Genomic DNA, 15088 nt, shown 5'->3' with positions numbered 1-15088 from the left:
AGTGAAATGAACCCGGACTTGTCCGGGTTTATTTTTGCCTGCGTTTTCTTCGCCTCAGGAGCTGAGCACGGTTTCGCGCTCGGGGTGGCGGTCAAGCAGCAACTGCCGCAGGTCGGTGCCTTCGTCCAGGACCTGGATCTCGGCCATCAGGTGCGGATGACGATCCAGCAGACGCATCAGCATGAACAGCGGTTGAGGTGGGGGGATCTCGCCTCGCTCATAGCGGGAAAAGGCATTGTGCCCACCACCGGACAGTAACTTCACGGCTTCTTTCTGGGTGAGGTGCAGTTTGCGGCGGATGCGCTTGATCTCTGCGCCCATGGCTTGAAGGCAGTCTTCCAGCAACTGGTCGCTTGCCTTGGAATAGCGCTCGGCGCTGTCGGTATCGTGATCGAATTCTATTTCACCACAGACCTGGCACTCCCATCCGGCGATGTCGTGCACCGGTCGGGCTACCCGCTTGTAGTCGACTGAGAAGCTGCGATTCTTGAAGTGATGCATCGCGTCGTCCGTGCCGCAGCTGACACATTGCTGTGCTTTCATTGGTTTTTCTCCTTGAAGGAGACCACCGGATGCCCACCGCCTGGGCGGTAAGTCACTTTGTTGTAGATCTCCCGGTCCTGAAGTGTTGTGTGATAGACGTCTTGCCAGATGCGGTGATCGGCATAGGTGGTCATCGATTTGTGCAGCTCCTGTGTTCCAGCAAGTGAACGATCCGCAGCATCTGGGCAAGATTTAACGTCATTCTTCGTCCGCCTTCCCGTGCGCTCATCGTGAATGCCTTGCTTCCCAACCTGTGAACCTCGGTCTTGATCACGGCCAGGTCGTAATGGGGTGTGCTCTTTTCCATAAGAAGTCATTTGCCTTGTCTCTAAAATTACCCTCAAAGGGTAATTTTGATCAATCGAAAATCTCGCTCTTCTCCTGCCCTTAAACCCTAGGCGCTTGTTCTCTGGGATGAAGCTGACTAACATGTCAGAAAATTCATCCTATGATTGGATGAAAGGCGAGTCCGATGTCAGATATTTCTCCATTAATAAAACGCTCCTTGGTCGACCAAGCCTTGGATCAACTGCGCCAGCGCATCAGCGATGGTGTGTGGGCCGTCGGCCAGCGCTTGCCCACCGAGCCGGAGCTGGTGGCGGAGCTGGGGATCAGCCGCAACACCGTGCGCGAAGCCATGCGCGTGCTGGCGTTTTCCGGGTTGATCGAGATCCGTCAGGGCGATGGCAGCTACGTGCGGGCAGTGGTCGACCCACTGGATACCCTCAAGGCGCTGTCGCGCTGTTCGCTGGAACAGGCCCGGGAAACCCGGCACATCCTCGAAGTCGAGGCCATTGGCCTGGCGGCGCTGCGGCGCACCGATGAGGATTTGCTTGCGTTACGCCGGGCGCTGCAAGCCAGTGGCGAGCATTATCACGGCGACCTGGAGCACTACATCGCCTGCGACCTGGTGTTCCACCGCCTGCTGGTGGACGCTGCGCACAACCCTGCGCTGAGCGAGCTCTATCGCTACTTCTCCAGCGTCATCGGCGCACAGTTGCGCCAGAGCCTCAACATCATTCCCCGCCATCAACATGTGTTCGACCTGCACGTCGAAATTCTCGAAGCCGTCGAACGCCAAGACCCGGAGCGAGCCAAGTCCCTCTGCCGGCAGTTGATCAATGAACCCTGAACCCGAGCTTTCCATGTCCCGCGATCTGCTTGACCCTGCCACCTCGACGGCGTCCAAACGCGCCGCCGAACTCGAAGAACTGTTGATCGACGCCGAGGCCGACGATGAGCAGGCCCAGCAACGCCATCCTCTGGTGCGGCGACCTTGGTTGTTGCTGCTCGGGCTGATCCTGGTGGCGCTGAACCTGCGTCCGGCGTTGTCGAGCATGGCGCCGCTGCTCAGCGAAGTATCAAGAAACCTTGGCCTGTCGGCTGCCCAGGCCGGTTTGCTGACCACGTTGCCTGTGCTTTGCCTGGGCCTCTTCGCGCCGCTGGCGCCGGTGCTGGCGCGGCGCTTCGGGGCCGAGCGCGTGGTGCTGGGGATCTTGCTGACACTGGCGGGCGGGATTGTCCTGCGCAGTGCGTTCGGTCAGGTCGGGCTGTTCGCCGGCAGTATCCTGGCCGGTGCGAGCATCGGCGTGATCGGCGTGCTGCTGCCGGGCATCGTCAAGCGCGACTTCGCCAAACAGGCCGGCGCCATGACCGGTGTCTACACCATGGCGCTGTGCCTGGGCGCAGCGATGGCGGCCGGGGCGACGGTGCCGTTGAGCGAGCACCTTGGCCACGACTGGGCCTTGGGTCTGGGGTTCTGGGCGGTTCCGGCGCTGCTGGCCGCGGTGTTCTGGTTGCCGCAAGTGGGCGAGAAACACGGTGCCCATCAGGTGGCGTACCGGGTCCGCGGCTTGCTGCGTGACCCCCTGGCCTGGCAAGTGACCTTGTACATGGGGCTGCAATCGTCCCTGGCCTACATCGTCTTTGGCTGGCTGCCCTCGATCCTGATTGGACGTGGCCTGACCCCGACCCAGGCCGGGCTCGTGCTGTCCGGCTCGGTCATCGTGCAGTTGATCAGCTCCCTCGCCGCGCCTTGGCTGGCAACGCGTGGCAAGGACCAGCGCCTGGCCATCGTGATCGTCATGGTCATGACCCTGGGCGGGCTGTTCGGTTGCCTCTACGCGCCCATCGATGGCTTGTGGGGTTGGGCGATATTGCTGGGCTTGGGGCAGGGCGCGACGTTCAGCCTGGCGCTCACGCTGATCGTGCTGCGTTCGCGGGACGCCCATGTGGCTGCCAACCTGTCCAGCATGGCCCAGGGCTTTGGTTATACGCTGGCGTCGCTGGGGCCCTTCGCGGTGGGCGTGGTCCACGACTTGACCGGCGGCTGGAATGCCTTGGGCTGGATCTTCGGCCTGGTTGGCCTGGGGGCGATCATCGCGGGCATTGGCGCAGGCCGGGCGTTGTACGTCGGGGTTGTGAGCGAAAGAGTCACCGGTCTTCGTTGATATCATTTTCATGGCGAATGACGATAGTCTTCCCTGCGGCGGCAGATTATCGTGCAGGCCTACTGAAACGTTTTTCGGAGCCGGTCCATGAGTGATGCCCACAACGCCTTGATCACCCGTTTTTATCAGGCCTTCCAGCGCCTGGACGCCGACGCCATGAGCGCCTGCTACACCGACGACGTGCTGTTCAGCGACCCGGCGTTTGGCGAGCTGCGCGGGCGCGATGCCGGCGACATGTGGCGCATGTTGACGACCCGGGCCAAGGACTTTTCCCTGACCTTCGATAACGTGCGCAGCGACGAGCGTACCGGCGGTGCTCATTGGGTGGCGACGTACCTGTTCAGCCAGACCGGCAACATCGTGATCAACGACATCCAGGCGCGTTTCGTGTTTCGCGATGGCAAGATCTGCGAACACCATGACAGCTTTGATCTGTGGCGCTGGTCCCGCCAGGCGCTGGGCACCAAGGGCCTGCTGCTGGGGTGGACGCCGTTGGTGCGCAACGCCGTCAGGGCCCAGGCGCTCAAGGGGCTGCGGGCGTTCCAGGCCAGTCGCTGATAAGATCGCCGCTTGTCTTTGCCCACCTGTTGAACATCCCGTGACGACCGCCGACTCCTCTCCCGATCTGCCTGCACAAGGCCCCGCCGAAGCGGACAAACCCTGGTACGTCTACCTGGTGCGGGCCGCCAATGGCTCGCTGTACTGTGGCATCAGTGATGACCCGGTGCGGCGTTTCGCCAAGCATCAAAGCGGCAAGGGCGCGCGCTTCTTCCTGTCCAGCCCGGCAGTGGCGCTGGTGTATACCGAGGCCTGTCGCGACAAGGGCGAGGCCCTGCGCCAGGAGCGGCTGATCAAAAAGCTCAAGAAAAGCGCCAAGGAATGCCTGGTGGCCAGTGCGCTGTCGCTTCATCAGCCTGGCTGATAGGCCTTTATCAGGCCGGTAGGCTGGTCCGGTCAGGCGCGCTAAGCTGCAAGCCTTCATTCCTGCAGTGGCGAATCTCATGTCAGAGCTGATTCTTCATCATTACCCGACGTCTCCTTTCGCCGAAAAGGCCCGGCTGTTGCTGGGCTTCAAGGGCCTGTCCTGGCGTTCGGTGAGCATCCCGCCGATGATGCCCAAGCCTGACCTGACGGCGCTGACGGGTGGCTATCGCAAGACGCCGGTATTGCAGATTGGCGCGGACATCTATTGCGATACGTCGCTGATCGCCCGTCGGTTGGAGCAGGAAAAAGCCTCGCCGGCCCTGTTCCCCGAAGGCCGGGAGATGCTGGCTGCGTCCTTTGCCGCCTGGGCCGATTCGGTGGTGTTCCAGCATGCGGTGAGCCTGGTGTTCCAGCCTGAGTCGGTGGCGGTGCGTTTCGCCAAGCTATCGCCTGAAGCCATCAAGGCGTTCATCAGCGATCGCGCCGGGCTGTTCAGTGGCGGCACGACCACGCGCTTGCCCGCCGATCAGGCCAAGCACCAGTGGCCGACCATCATGGCCCGCCTGGAGCAACAGTTGCAGCGCGAGGAGGGCGATTTCCTGTTGGGTGATCCGTCGATTGCCGACTTCGCCATGGCCCATCCGCTGTGGTTCCTCAAGGGCACCCCGGTGACTTCGCCGCTGGTGGACGCGTATCCGGCTGTTTCGGCATGGTTCACGCGAGTGCTGGGTTTCGGCCATGGCGCGTCGAGTCAGATGAGTGCCGAAGAAGCCCTGGACGTTGCCCGCAACGCGACACCGGCCGCGCTGCCGGAAGAGTCGTTCGATGAGCCGAACGGGTTCACGGCAGGGCAGCAGGTGACCATCGCCGCGACGGACTATGGCGTCGATCCGGTGGCTGGGGAGTTGTTGTTTGCGGGTAGCGAAGAGTTGATTCTACGTCGCGAAGACGAACGTGGCGGGGTGGTGCATGTGCACTTTCCGCGGTTCGGGTTCCGGATCGAGGCCCGGTGAACAGCGAATGATCCTGTGGGCGCGAGCCTGCTCGCGATGGCGCCAGGGCAGTCAATATTGATGTTGAATGTGAGTCCGCTATCGCGAGCAAGCTCGCTCCCACAGGAGGGTATGTCGTTCAGCGGATCTGCGTTTGCCGCCAATCACTGTGGGAGCGAGCTTGCTCGCGATGAGGCCCTCGAATCTACATCTTCAGTCCCGCCGAGCATCAGTTGCGGCGCTTGAGCTGGTCGGTCAGCGACGTGGGCAGACCCTTTGATCAACGTACCGGCTTCCTCGTCGTACTCGATCCTGGAGTCCAGCAAGTGCGTTTCGAAGCTGATGGACAAAACCTTCGCATGCGAAGAGCCGATCTTGCGTCGTGAGGACGAACGTGGCGGGAAGGTGCATGTGCACTTTCCACGGCCGGGTTTTCAATGATCAACTCGATAAGAAGGTCAGACACTCGATTAAAGTTGATCTGTCGCCCGGAGCAGGCAATTCCGGGCGTTTATTCCAAAAGCGATCACCCGACATTACAGCTCGCAGAGAACCAGGTGTGCCGCATTGGGAGGAATAAGGCCTTGCAGGTCGAAGATCGTTGTGGCGCGCCTGATGGCATCGCTCGTGCTGCTCCCGTTGAAAACGGTGGTGGTCTGTATCACGGTTTGGTTCGGTGGCAGGAAGAGTTGGCAGGTGTATTGCGCGGCGGAGGCGGAACCGGCGTAGATCGCAATGAAAGACAACACCAGGGCGCGATGGGTGATTTTTATAACGCGGTTTCGGGCTGGGTAGCGCTGTATCGAGCTCATTTTATATGCTCCGTCTGTTCAGGCGTTCTCGCAGGAGGTTCGGCCCAGCGATGGCTTCGGCTGAGGGGGCATATAAAAAATAAACGCTATTTCAGGCATTGATACTGTAGGAGTTGACAGTCCCGATCAATGGACGCTTACCCTCTACCCAGGGCTTGCGCTCTGACTGGACCACCGCCATCGCGAGCAAGCTAGCTCCCACATCGGATCTGCGACGAACATCGGATTTGTGGCCGCCCCAATCCTTGGGGAGCGAGCTTGCTCGCGATGAGGCCATCGGAACTATAAAGCGGACAACGCCTTGAGAATGTTCTCCGGTTCATACCCACGAATCAACGTGCCATTCACCTCCAGGATCGGAATCCCCCGGCCGCCCAACGCCTCGTAGGCCTTGCGCGCCTCGGTGTCCTTCTCGATATCGAACTCGCGAAACGGCACGCCTTTTTCATCCAGGAACCGTCGGGTGGCCTTGCAGTAGCCGCACCAATCGGTGGCGTACAGCACCACGCGGGCGTTGCTGCGAATCTGCTCGGAAACCATCTGCGACGGGTTGATCACCCGCTCGATCTTGCCCCAGTTCTGGTAAGCCACCACCACCAACAGGACCAGCAGGCACTTCTTCAGTACCCCGCCGAGCATCAGTTGCGGCGCTTGAGCTGGTCGGTCAGCGACGTGGGCAGACCCTTGATGATCAACGTACCGGCTTCCTCGTCGTACTCGATCTTGGAGCCCAGCAAGTGCGCTTCGAAGCTGATGGACAAGCCTTCGGCGCGGCCGGTGAAGCGGCGGAACTGGTTGAGGGTACGTTTATCCGCCGGGATTTCCGGCGACAGCCCGTAGTCCTTGTTGCGGATGTGGTCGTAGAAAGCTTTCGGGCGATCTTCGTCGATCAGCTCGGACAGTTCTTCCAGGCCCATGGGCTCGCCGAGCTTGGCCTGGCTGCTGGCGTAGTCCACCAGGGTCTTGGTCTTTTCCCGGGCATCGTCTTCCGGCAGGTCTTCGCTTTCGACGAAGTCACTGAAGGCCTTGAGCAAGGTGCGGGTCTCGCCGGGGCCGTCGACGCCCTCCTGGCAGCCGATGAAGTCTCGGAAGTACTCCGAGACCTTCTTGCCGTTCTTGCCCTTGATGAACGATATGTACTGTTTGGATTGCTTGTTGTTCTGCCATTCCGACACGTTGATCCGCGCCGCCAGGTGCAGTTGGCCCAGGTCCAGGTGACGGGACGGGGTCACGTCCAGTTCATCGGTCACCGCCACGCCTTCGCTGTGGTGCAGCAGGGCGATGGCCAGGTAGTCGGTCATGCCCTGCTGGTAATGCGCGAACAACACGTGGCCGCCCACCGACAGGTTGGATTCTTCCATCAGCTTCTGCAGGTGTTCCACCGCCACGCGGCTGAACGCGGTGAAATCCTTGCCGCCGTCCAGGTACTCCTTCAGCCAGCCGCTGAACGGATGCGCCCCGGATTCGGCATGGAAAAAGCCCCAGGCCTTGCCTTGCTTGGCGTTATAGCTTTCGTTGAGGTCGGCGAGCATGTTCTCGATGGCCGTGGACTCTGCCAGTTCGGAGTCGCGGGCATGGAGCACAGCAGGGGTGCCGTCGGGTTTTTTGTCGATCAGGTGGACGATGCAATGACGGATCGGCATGGATTTCTCGGCTGATGAAAGAGAGGAGGGCGTGCTCCCCGAAAAAGGCCCAGTGTACCGCAATCACTGGTTTTGGAACCCGGCCAAGGCTCTTTCAGGCCCGTCCGACCGCCTATATGCATTTTTTTAACGTTTTAGCGCAAGAAAGCTGACCAAATGGGTAGCTAGAGGCGGATATTTCAGAGGCGTTGTGCTAGTTTTGCCCGGTCTTACGCGAAGTCACTGCGTTAAGCGTGCATTCAGCATCTGTCAGGTCGAACCAAACCCGGTTTTCGGCATCTATTACCCCGATCCGTCGTGGTGATTGCCGAGGGTGCCTGATCCACAGAGATCGGGCTCGATGGCTGACACTGCACTCTGCAATCCATATGAATTTGATAGGGAAGGAACACTACATGGCTCTTACTAAAGACCAACTGATCGCTGACATCGCTGAAGCAATCGACGCGCCGAAAACCACCGCGCGTAACGCCCTGGACCAACTGGGCCAGATCGTTGCCGATCAGCTGGAAAATGGCGGCGAAATCACCTTGCCAGGCATCGGCAAGCTGAAAGTCACCGAGCGTCCTGCCCGTACCGGCCGCAACCCTTCGACTGGCGCTGCCATCGAAATCGCTGCCAAGAAAGTGGTCAAGCTGGTTGTGGCCAAAGGCCTGACCGACGCGATCAACAAGTAAGACCGCTGTAAAAAAAACCGTGCCTCGGAACGATCCGGGCACGGTTTTTTATTGCCCTGGAAAAAGTGCCCTGTGGCGAGGGGATTTGTCCCTGCTGGGCTGCGAAGCGGCCCCACGACTCATCAGTAACCGTGATGTGTCAGGCAGGGGCAGGGGATTGCTACGCAATCCAACGGGGATAAATCCCCTCGCCACAGATTCCTTGTCTGCCTGACGATTGGCAGTGCTGGATTGACTCAGCCCTTGCGAACCCAACGCGACTGACGCCACGCCTGTTGCTGGGTCTCGGTCTGGAAGGTCCAGGCCACGAAGCGACTCTGCTTCTGGCCCTGGGACATCTCCACCACCTGGCTGTGTAGCGCCCCGGCCTTTTTCAATGCGGCTTGAATCGCCGGCAGGTTCGACGCTTTCGACACCAGGGTGCTGAACCACAACACTTGCCCGGCCACCTGTGCGCTCTCGTCGATCAGTTGCGTCACGAACCGGGCTTCCCCGCCCTCGCACCACAACTCCGCAGCCTGACCGCCAAAATTCAGCACCGGCAGCTTGCGCTTCGGGTCGGCCTTGCCCAGCGCCCGCCACTTGCGCTGGCTGCCCTTGGTGGCTTCCTCCAGGGAGGCGTGGAACGGCGGATTGCACATCGTCAGGTCGAACCGTTCGCCATCTTCCAGCAGGCCCAGGAGGATCTGCTTGCGGTTGGCTTGCTGGCGCAACTGGATGGCCTTGTTCAAGCCATTGGATTGGACGATGGCCTTGGCCGAGGCAATGGCGGTCGGGTCGATCTCCGAGCCGAGGAAGTGCCAGCGGTAGTCGCTGTAGCCGATCAACGGATAGACGCAGTTGGCGCCGGTGCCGATGTCCAGCACCTTGACGGCCGCACCGCGGGGGATTTCACCGTCGTTGTGGCTGGCAAGCAAATCGGCGAGGAAGTGCACATAGTCCGCACGACCTGGCACCGGCGGGCACAGGTAATCGGCCGGAATATCCCAGTGGGCGATGCCGTAAAAGGATTTGAGCAGCGCCCGATTGAACACCCGCACGGCTTCGGGGCTGGCGAAATCGATGCTTTCCTTGCCGTAGGGGTTGATGATCACGAACTTGGCCAACTCAGGCGTGGACTTGATCAGCGCTGGGAAGTCGTAGCGGCCCTGGTGACGGTTACGCGGGTGCAGGCTGGCCTTCTCCCGCGGCGCCAAGGGTTTGGCCTCGGTGGCGGGCTTGGGCTTCTGGCGGGCAGGTTTTGGAGAGCGAGGGGCAGTCATGGGCGGGTCGATTCGGGGAAGGTTCAAAAGTGGCGGGCATTGTCCCACATCCTGCCCGGTCTTGATGACTGCGCGGTTTGAATGTGGGAGCGGGCTTGCTCGCGAAAGCGGTGTGTCAGTTAACGAATAAGCTATCTGAAACACCGCTTTCGCGAGCAAGCCCGCTCCCACAAGGGATCTTCATTGTTTGGAAAAAAGTGTCAGGCATAAAAAAGGAGGTCCATCAGGACCTCCCTTTCCATTGCGAACCGCCGTTACAGGCTGGAGATCCGCGCATGTTGCTCGGCCAGCTTGCCCAAGGCCTGTTCAGCCTCGGCCAGTTTGGCCCGTTCCTTCTCGATGACCTCGGCCGGGGCCTTGTCGACGAAGCCGGCGTTGGACAGCTTACCGCCGACCCGCTGCACTTCGCCTTTGAGGCGCAGGATTTCCTTGTCCAGGCGCGCCAGTTCCGCGGCCTTGTCGATCAGGCCGGCCATTGGCACCAGCACTTCCATCTCGCCGACCAGGGCGGTGGCCGACAGGGGCGCTTCTTCGCCGGCGGCCAGCACTGTCACCGATTCGAGCTTCGCCAGCTTCTTGAGCAGCGCTTCGTTTTCGTTGAGGCGACGCAGGTCTTCGGCGCTGGCATTCTTCAGGAACAGGGTTAACGGCTTGCCCGGGCCGATGTTCATTTCGGCGCGGATGTTACGCAGGCCCAGCATGAAGGTCTTGAGCCATTCGATGTCGTCCTCGGCCGCCGGATCGATGCGGGTCTCGTTGGCCACCGGCCACGGTTGCAGCATGATCGTCTTGCCTTGGATGCCCGCCAGCGGTGCGATGCGCTGCCAGATTTCCTCGGTGATGAACGGCATGAACGGATGTGCCAGGCGCAGGGCCACTTCCAGCACGCGAACCAAGGTGCGACGGGTGCCGCGCTGGCGTTCGACCGGTGCGTTTTCGTCCCACAGCACCGGCTTGGACAGTTCCAGGTACCAGTCGCAGTACTGGTTCCAGATGAACTCGTACAAGGCTTGCGCGGCCAGGTCGAAACGGAACTGGTCCAGTTGGCGGGTCACTTCGGCTTCGGTGCGTTGCAACTGGGAAATGATCCAGCGATCGGCCAGGGTCAGCTCATAGGCTTCGCCGTTCTGGCCGCAGTCTTCGCCCTTATCCAGCACATAGCGCGCGGCGTTCCAGATCTTGTTGCAGAAGTTGCGATAGCCTTCGACGCGGCCCATGTCGAACTTGATGTCGCGACCGGTGGACGCCAGCGAGCAGAAGGTGAAACGCAGGGCATCGGTGCCGTAGCTGGCGATGCCCTCGGCGAATTCTTCGCGGGTGGCTTTCTCGATCTTCTTTGCCAGTTTCGGTTGCATCAGGCCGGAGGTGCGCTTCTGCACCAGGGTTTCCAGGTCGATGCCATCGATGATGTCCAGCGGGTCCAGGACGTTACCCTTGGACTTGGACATTTTCTGGCCCTGACCGTCGCGCACCAGGCCGTGGACGTAGACGGTCTTGAACGGCACTTGCGGGGTGCCGTCCTCGTTCTTCACCAGGTGCATGGTCAGCATGATCATCCGGGCGACCCAGAAGAAAATGATGTCGAAGCCGGTGACCAGCACGTCGGTGGAGTGGAATTTCTTCAGGAACTCGGTCTGCTGTGGCCAGCCCAGGGTCGAGAAGGTCCACAGGCCCGAACTGAACCAGGTGTCGAGGACGTCGTTGTCCTGGGCCAGGGCCACATCCGGACCGAGGTTGTGCTTGGCGCGGACTTCGGCTTCATCGCGGCCGACATAGACCTTGCCCGACTCGTCGTACCAGGCCGGGATGCGATGGCCCCACCACAGCTGACGGCTGATGCACCAGTCCTGGATGTCGCGCATCCACGAGAAGTACATGTTTTCGTATTGCTTGGGCACGAACTGGATGCGGCCGTCTTCCACGGCGGTAATCGCCGGCTCGGCCAGCGGCTTGGTGGACACGTACCACTGGTCGGTCAGCCACGGCTCGATGATGGTGCCGGAGCGGTCGCCTTTCGGGACTTTCAGGGCGTGATCGTCGACGCTGACCAGCAGGCCGACGGCTTCGAACGCCGCGACGATCTGCTTGCGCGCTTCGAAGCGGTCCAGGCCGGCGTATTCGGCCGGGATCTGGCCGTCGACGCTTTCGTTCAGCGTGCCATCGAGATTGAACGCCTGGGCGGCCGGCAAGACATTGGCGTTCTTGTCGAAGATGTTCAGCAGCGGCAGGTTGTGGCGCTTGCCGACTTCGTAGTCGTTGAAATCGTGGGCCGGGGTGATTTTCACGCAGCCGGTGCCGAATTCAGGGTCACAGTAATCGTCGCCGATGATCGGGATGCGCCGGCCAACCAGGGGCAGCTCGACGAACTTGCCGATCAGCGCCTGGTAGCGCTCATCGTTCGGGTTCACCGCAACGGCGGAGTCACCCAGCATGGTTTCCGGGCGCGTGGTGGCGACGATCAGGTAATCCTTGCCTTCGGCGGTCTTGGCGCCGTCGGCCAGCGGGTATTTCAGGTTCCACAGGAAGCCTTTCTCGTCGTGGTTCTCCACTTCGAGGTCGGAAATGGCCGTGTGCAACTTGGTGTCCCAGTTGACCAGGCGCTTGCCGCGATAGATCAGCCCGTCTTCATGCAGGCGCACGAAGGCTTCCTTCACCGCTTCCGAAAGACCGTCATCCATGGTGAAGCGTTCGCGGCTCCAGTCCACGGACGAGCCGAGGCGACGGATCTGGCGGCTGATGTTGCCACCGGACTCGTCTTTCCATTCCCAGACTTTCTCGAGGAATTTCTCTCGACCCAGGTCGTGGCGATTCTGGCCTTGGGCTTCGAGGCGGCGCTCCACCAGCATCTGCGTGGCGATACCGGCGTGGTCGGTGCCCGGCTGCCACAAGGTATTGCGACCTTGCATGCGACGGAAACGGATCAGGGCGTCCATGATCGCGTTGTTGAAGCCGTGGCCCATGTGCAGGCTGCCGGTGACGTTCGGCGGCGGGATCATGATGGTGTAGGAATCGCCCGCGCCTTGCGGAGCGAAATAATTCTCGGACTCCCAGGTGTTGTACCAGGAAGTTTCAATGGCGTGCGGCTGGTAGGTCTTATCCATGCGCGGCGGGACCCTATTGGCATTTATTCAGGAAAAGCCGGGAAGTATAGCGGGGCGTGGGGCGCAGGGCGAGTCGGGGTGGTCGTGATCGCTTCATTCAAGCTGAGAAACATTGTGGCGAGGGAGCTTGCTCCCGCTGGGCCGCGAAGCGGCCCCAAAACCAGGCGGCGCTATTGCGACTGCTTCGCAGCCGAGCGGGAGCAAGCTCCCTCGCCACAAAAAGCCTAAGCAACCGGGTCGCAGTGTTACTCGTACTGACTCAACAACCGCTCCATCCGCGCATCCAGCCGGCGCTTGATCTCGGTTTCGATGTGCGGGGCGAAGTCATCGATGACGTCTTGCAGGATCAACTGCGCCGCAGCGCGCAATTCGCGGTCCAGGTGCAGCAGGGCGTCGGGGCCCTTGGCTTCGGCCTTGGCGGCAGGCTCGGGTTCAGGCTGGCCGCTGATCGGATCGAACAGCAGGGGAATCTGCTCGTCATGCACCGGCTCGTGCACGACCGTGTCGGTCAGCAGTGGCGGTTGCAGGTTGTCGTCGCCGAGCAGTTGGCGGATCGACTCAAGGTCATCCAGCAGGTGCGCAGGCTTTTGTGGCGATTTTGGAGTGTCCATCGTAGGGCTCAGAGTCGCTGTAAACGGTGGTCTTGCAGAGGATAGCCCTGTTCGCGGTAGAAACGGAAACTCTCCCGCGCGGCTTGTCGGATGGCCGGGTCTTCCACCACCACTTCCGCCACGCGGGCGAAGCGTTGGGCGAAGGCCGGCACTTTCAGGTCGAGGTTGACCAGCAGGTCCTGGTGCTGACCGCAGTCATCGCCCAGCCCCAGCACGATCAACCCCTCGGGTTCGCTTTCGGCCGGGCCGTGGGGCACGAAACTCTCACCCTTGAAAGCCCACAGGCGTGCGTCCAGGTCCTCGCGTTGGGCGGCATCGCTGCAATGCAGGTAGATGCGGTGCCCCATGCGCCAGGCCTTTTCAACGAGCTTGCAGGCGAAATCCAGCCGCGCCGATGGGTCGGCGCTGGGCAGGATATAGAAATCGACTTTGGTCATTGCGGTTCCTGAGCCGCCGCTGACGCCACCCGAGGGCGACGCCAACGACGGTCATCGGTGTCAGGCCTTGGCGCGGTCCAGCAGGTACTGGGTCAGCAGGGGGACCGGACGGCCAGTGGCGCCCTTGTCCTTGCCGCCGCTGGTCCAGGCCGTGCCGGCGATGTCCAGGTGCGCCCAGTTCAGGTTCTTGGTGAAGCGCGACAGGAAGCAGGCCGCAGTGATGGTCCCGGCTTTCGGGCCGCCAATGTTGGCGATGTCGGCGAACGGGCTGTCCAGTTGTTCCTGGTACTCGTCGAACAGTGGCAACTGCCAGGCGCGGTCGTCGGCTTGCTGGCCGGCGCTGAGCAGTTGGCCGATCAGTTCGTCGTTGTTGCCCAGCAGGCCCGAGGTGTGGGCACCGAGGGCGACGACGCAGGCGCCGGTCAGGGTCGCGATGTCGATCACCGCTTGCGGCTTGAAGCGCTCGGAGTAGGTGAGGGCGTCACACAGCACCAGGCGGCCTTCGGCGTCGGTGTTGAGGATTTCCACGGTCTGGCCGCTCATGGTGGTGACGATGTCGCCCGGACGCGAGGCCGTGCCGCTGGGCATGTTCTCGGCGCAGGCCAGGATGCACACCAGGTTGATCGGCAGTTGCAGTTCGAGCACGGCGCGCAGGGTGCCGAACACGCTCGCGGCGCCGCCCATGTCGTACTTCATTTCATCCATGCCGGCGCCCGGCTTGAGGCTGATACCGCCGGTGTCGAAGGTGATGCCCTTGCCGACCAGGGCGTAGGGCTTCTCGGTCTTCTTGCCACCGTTGTATTGCATGACGATCAGGCGTGGCGGCTGGGCGCTGCCCTGGCCGACGGAGTAGAACGAGCCCATGCCCAGGTCTTTGATTTTCTTTTCGTCGAAGACTTCGACTTTCAGGCCCTTGAATTCCTTGCCCAACGCCTTGGCCTGTTCACCCATGAACGTCGGGTGGCAGATGTTCGGCGGCAGGTTGCCCAGGTCGCGGGTGAAGGCCATGCCGTTGGCGATCGCGGTGGCGTGGGTCACGGCGCGCTGAACTTCAGCCTGGGCGGCCTTGATGGTCAGCAGGGTGATTTTCTTCAGGGCGCGGGGTTCGGCTTTCTGGCTCTTGAACTGGTCGAACTGGTATTCGCCGTCCACCAGGGTTTCAGCCAGCAGGCGGTTTTTGCCGTAGCTGTCGCGACCCTTGACCACCAACTCGTCCAGCGCCAGGACGGCATCAGCGCCACCCAGGCCCTTGAGGGTGCCCAGCACGCCGGCGATGATTTTACGGAACGGACGGTCGCCCAGTTCGGCGTCCTTGCCCACGCCCACCAGCAGCACCCGATCGGCCTTGAGGTTGGGCAAGCTGTGCAGCAACAGGCTCTGGCCGACCTTGCCGGCCAGGTCGCCGCGCTTGAGCACAGCGCTGATGGCACCGCCGCTCAGGCTGTCGAGTTGGGTGGCGACGACGCCGAGCTGGCGGTTTTCACCGACGGCAACCACCAGCGTGGCGGTTTTCAACGTTTCTGGGCTGACGCTTTTTACAACCAGTTCCATGTCCGGATCCCTGAGTGAATGGTCAAGAGGCCAGGCGCCGAAACAGTGGCGCGCTGAACGCTGTCTTCTATATAAGAGAACGCCG

15 protein-coding genes and 2 pseudogenes are annotated in these 15088 nt (G+C 61.5%); 6 read left to right on the top strand and 11 right to left on the bottom strand.

Annotated elements, in window-relative coordinates; all coding sequences use genetic code 11:
- Positions 1 to 54: 54 nt before the first annotated feature.
- Both AC515T_RS23340 and AC515T_RS23335 read right to left on the bottom strand, forming a co-directional pair.
- Positions 55 to 543 (bottom strand): type II toxin-antitoxin system MqsA family antitoxin, encoded by a 489-nt coding sequence (locus tag AC515T_RS23340; RefSeq protein WP_496530195.1) that lies wholly within the window; start codon positions 541 to 543, stop codon positions 55 to 57.
- Positions 540 to 850, bottom strand: a pseudogene (locus tag AC515T_RS23335) (type II toxin-antitoxin system MqsR family toxin). Before AC515T_RS23335 ends, AC515T_RS23340 begins: the two are co-directional and overlap by 4 nt.
- Before the next feature lie 165 nt (positions 851 to 1015).
- Here AC515T_RS23335 and AC515T_RS23330 point away from each other — a divergent pair.
- The 5 genes from AC515T_RS23330 (at position 1016) to AC515T_RS23310 (ending at position 4930) form a co-directional block, all read left to right on the top strand.
- Positions 1016 to 1675 carry a FadR/GntR family transcriptional regulator gene (locus AC515T_RS23330; protein WP_496530194.1) on the top strand — a complete coding sequence of 220 codons (660 nt, stop codon included), beginning with the start codon at positions 1016 to 1018 and terminating at the stop codon, positions 1673 to 1675.
- Complete coding sequence (locus AC515T_RS23325) at positions 1665 to 2993, top strand: CynX/NimT family MFS transporter (RefSeq protein ID WP_496530193.1); 1329 nt, start codon at positions 1665 to 1667, stop codon at positions 2991 to 2993. Before AC515T_RS23330 ends, AC515T_RS23325 begins: the two co-directional genes overlap by 11 nt.
- Before the next feature lie 87 nt (positions 2994 to 3080).
- On the top strand, positions 3081 to 3551 hold the full coding sequence (locus AC515T_RS23320) for a nuclear transport factor 2 family protein (RefSeq protein ID WP_496530192.1): 471 nt from the start codon (positions 3081 to 3083) through the stop codon (positions 3549 to 3551).
- A 40-nt stretch (positions 3552 to 3591) separates the two neighbouring features.
- Positions 3592 to 3915, top strand: a complete 324-nt coding sequence (locus tag AC515T_RS23315) for a GIY-YIG nuclease family protein (protein WP_496530191.1) — start codon at positions 3592 to 3594, stop codon at positions 3913 to 3915.
- 79 nt (positions 3916 to 3994) lie between these two features.
- On the top strand, positions 3995 to 4930 hold the full coding sequence (locus AC515T_RS23310) for a glutathione S-transferase family protein (protein ID WP_496530190.1): 936 nt from the start codon (positions 3995 to 3997) through the stop codon (positions 4928 to 4930).
- 208 nt (positions 4931 to 5138) lie between these two features.
- Here AC515T_RS23310 and AC515T_RS23305 read toward each other — a convergent pair.
- The 4 genes and pseudogenes from AC515T_RS23305 to yejK all read right to left on the bottom strand — a co-directional run.
- Positions 5139 to 5268 (bottom strand): annotated as a pseudogene (locus AC515T_RS23305) (nucleoid-associated protein YejK); the annotation flags it as partial.
- Positions 5269 to 5445: 177 nt separating this feature from the next.
- On the bottom strand, positions 5446 to 5721 hold the full coding sequence (locus tag AC515T_RS23300) for a hypothetical protein (RefSeq protein ID WP_496530189.1): 276 nt from the start codon (positions 5719 to 5721) through the stop codon (positions 5446 to 5448).
- Between the two features lie 282 nt (positions 5722 to 6003).
- Complete coding sequence (locus AC515T_RS23295) at positions 6004 to 6360, bottom strand: glutaredoxin family protein (protein WP_496530188.1); 357 nt, start codon at positions 6358 to 6360, stop codon at positions 6004 to 6006.
- Positions 6360 to 7364, bottom strand: coding sequence for a nucleoid-associated protein YejK (gene yejK / locus AC515T_RS23290; protein ID WP_014340016.1), 1005 nt, complete (start codon positions 7362 to 7364; stop codon positions 6360 to 6362). Before yejK ends, AC515T_RS23295 begins: the two co-directional genes overlap by 1 nt.
- A gap of 395 nt (positions 7365 to 7759) precedes the next feature.
- Here yejK and AC515T_RS23285 point away from each other — a divergent pair, with 395 nt between their 5' ends.
- Complete coding sequence (locus AC515T_RS23285) at positions 7760 to 8041, top strand: HU family DNA-binding protein (protein ID WP_260962238.1); 282 nt, start codon at positions 7760 to 7762, stop codon at positions 8039 to 8041.
- A 236-nt stretch (positions 8042 to 8277) separates the two neighbouring features.
- On the opposite strand, the gene rlmF is transcribed toward AC515T_RS23285, so the two are convergent.
- The 5 genes from rlmF to AC515T_RS23260 form a co-directional block, all read right to left on the bottom strand.
- Positions 8278 to 9303 carry a 23S rRNA (adenine(1618)-N(6))-methyltransferase RlmF gene (rlmF, locus tag AC515T_RS23280; RefSeq protein ID WP_496530187.1) on the bottom strand — a complete coding sequence of 342 codons (1026 nt, stop codon included), beginning with the start codon at positions 9301 to 9303 and terminating at the stop codon, positions 8278 to 8280.
- Between the two features lie 254 nt (positions 9304 to 9557).
- Positions 9558 to 12404 (bottom strand): valine--tRNA ligase, encoded by a 2847-nt coding sequence (locus AC515T_RS23275; RefSeq protein ID WP_496530186.1) that lies wholly within the window; start codon positions 12402 to 12404, stop codon positions 9558 to 9560.
- Between the two features lie 245 nt (positions 12405 to 12649).
- Complete coding sequence (locus AC515T_RS23270) at positions 12650 to 13015, bottom strand: DNA polymerase III subunit chi (RefSeq protein ID WP_496530185.1); 366 nt, start codon at positions 13013 to 13015, stop codon at positions 12650 to 12652.
- Between the two features lie 8 nt (positions 13016 to 13023).
- On the bottom strand, positions 13024 to 13452 hold the full coding sequence (locus AC515T_RS23265) for a DNA polymerase III subunit chi (protein ID WP_003205282.1): 429 nt from the start codon (positions 13450 to 13452) through the stop codon (positions 13024 to 13026).
- A gap of 60 nt (positions 13453 to 13512) precedes the next feature.
- Complete coding sequence (locus AC515T_RS23260) at positions 13513 to 15003, bottom strand: leucyl aminopeptidase (protein ID WP_496530184.1); 1491 nt, start codon at positions 15001 to 15003, stop codon at positions 13513 to 13515.
- Between the last annotated feature and the right edge of the window lie 85 nt (positions 15004 to 15088).

The organism is Pseudomonas sp. FSO-7 (assembly GCF_059579345.1).
Note: the sequence above shows the minus strand (reverse complement) of the source record. Positions and strands in the feature narration are given on the sequence as shown.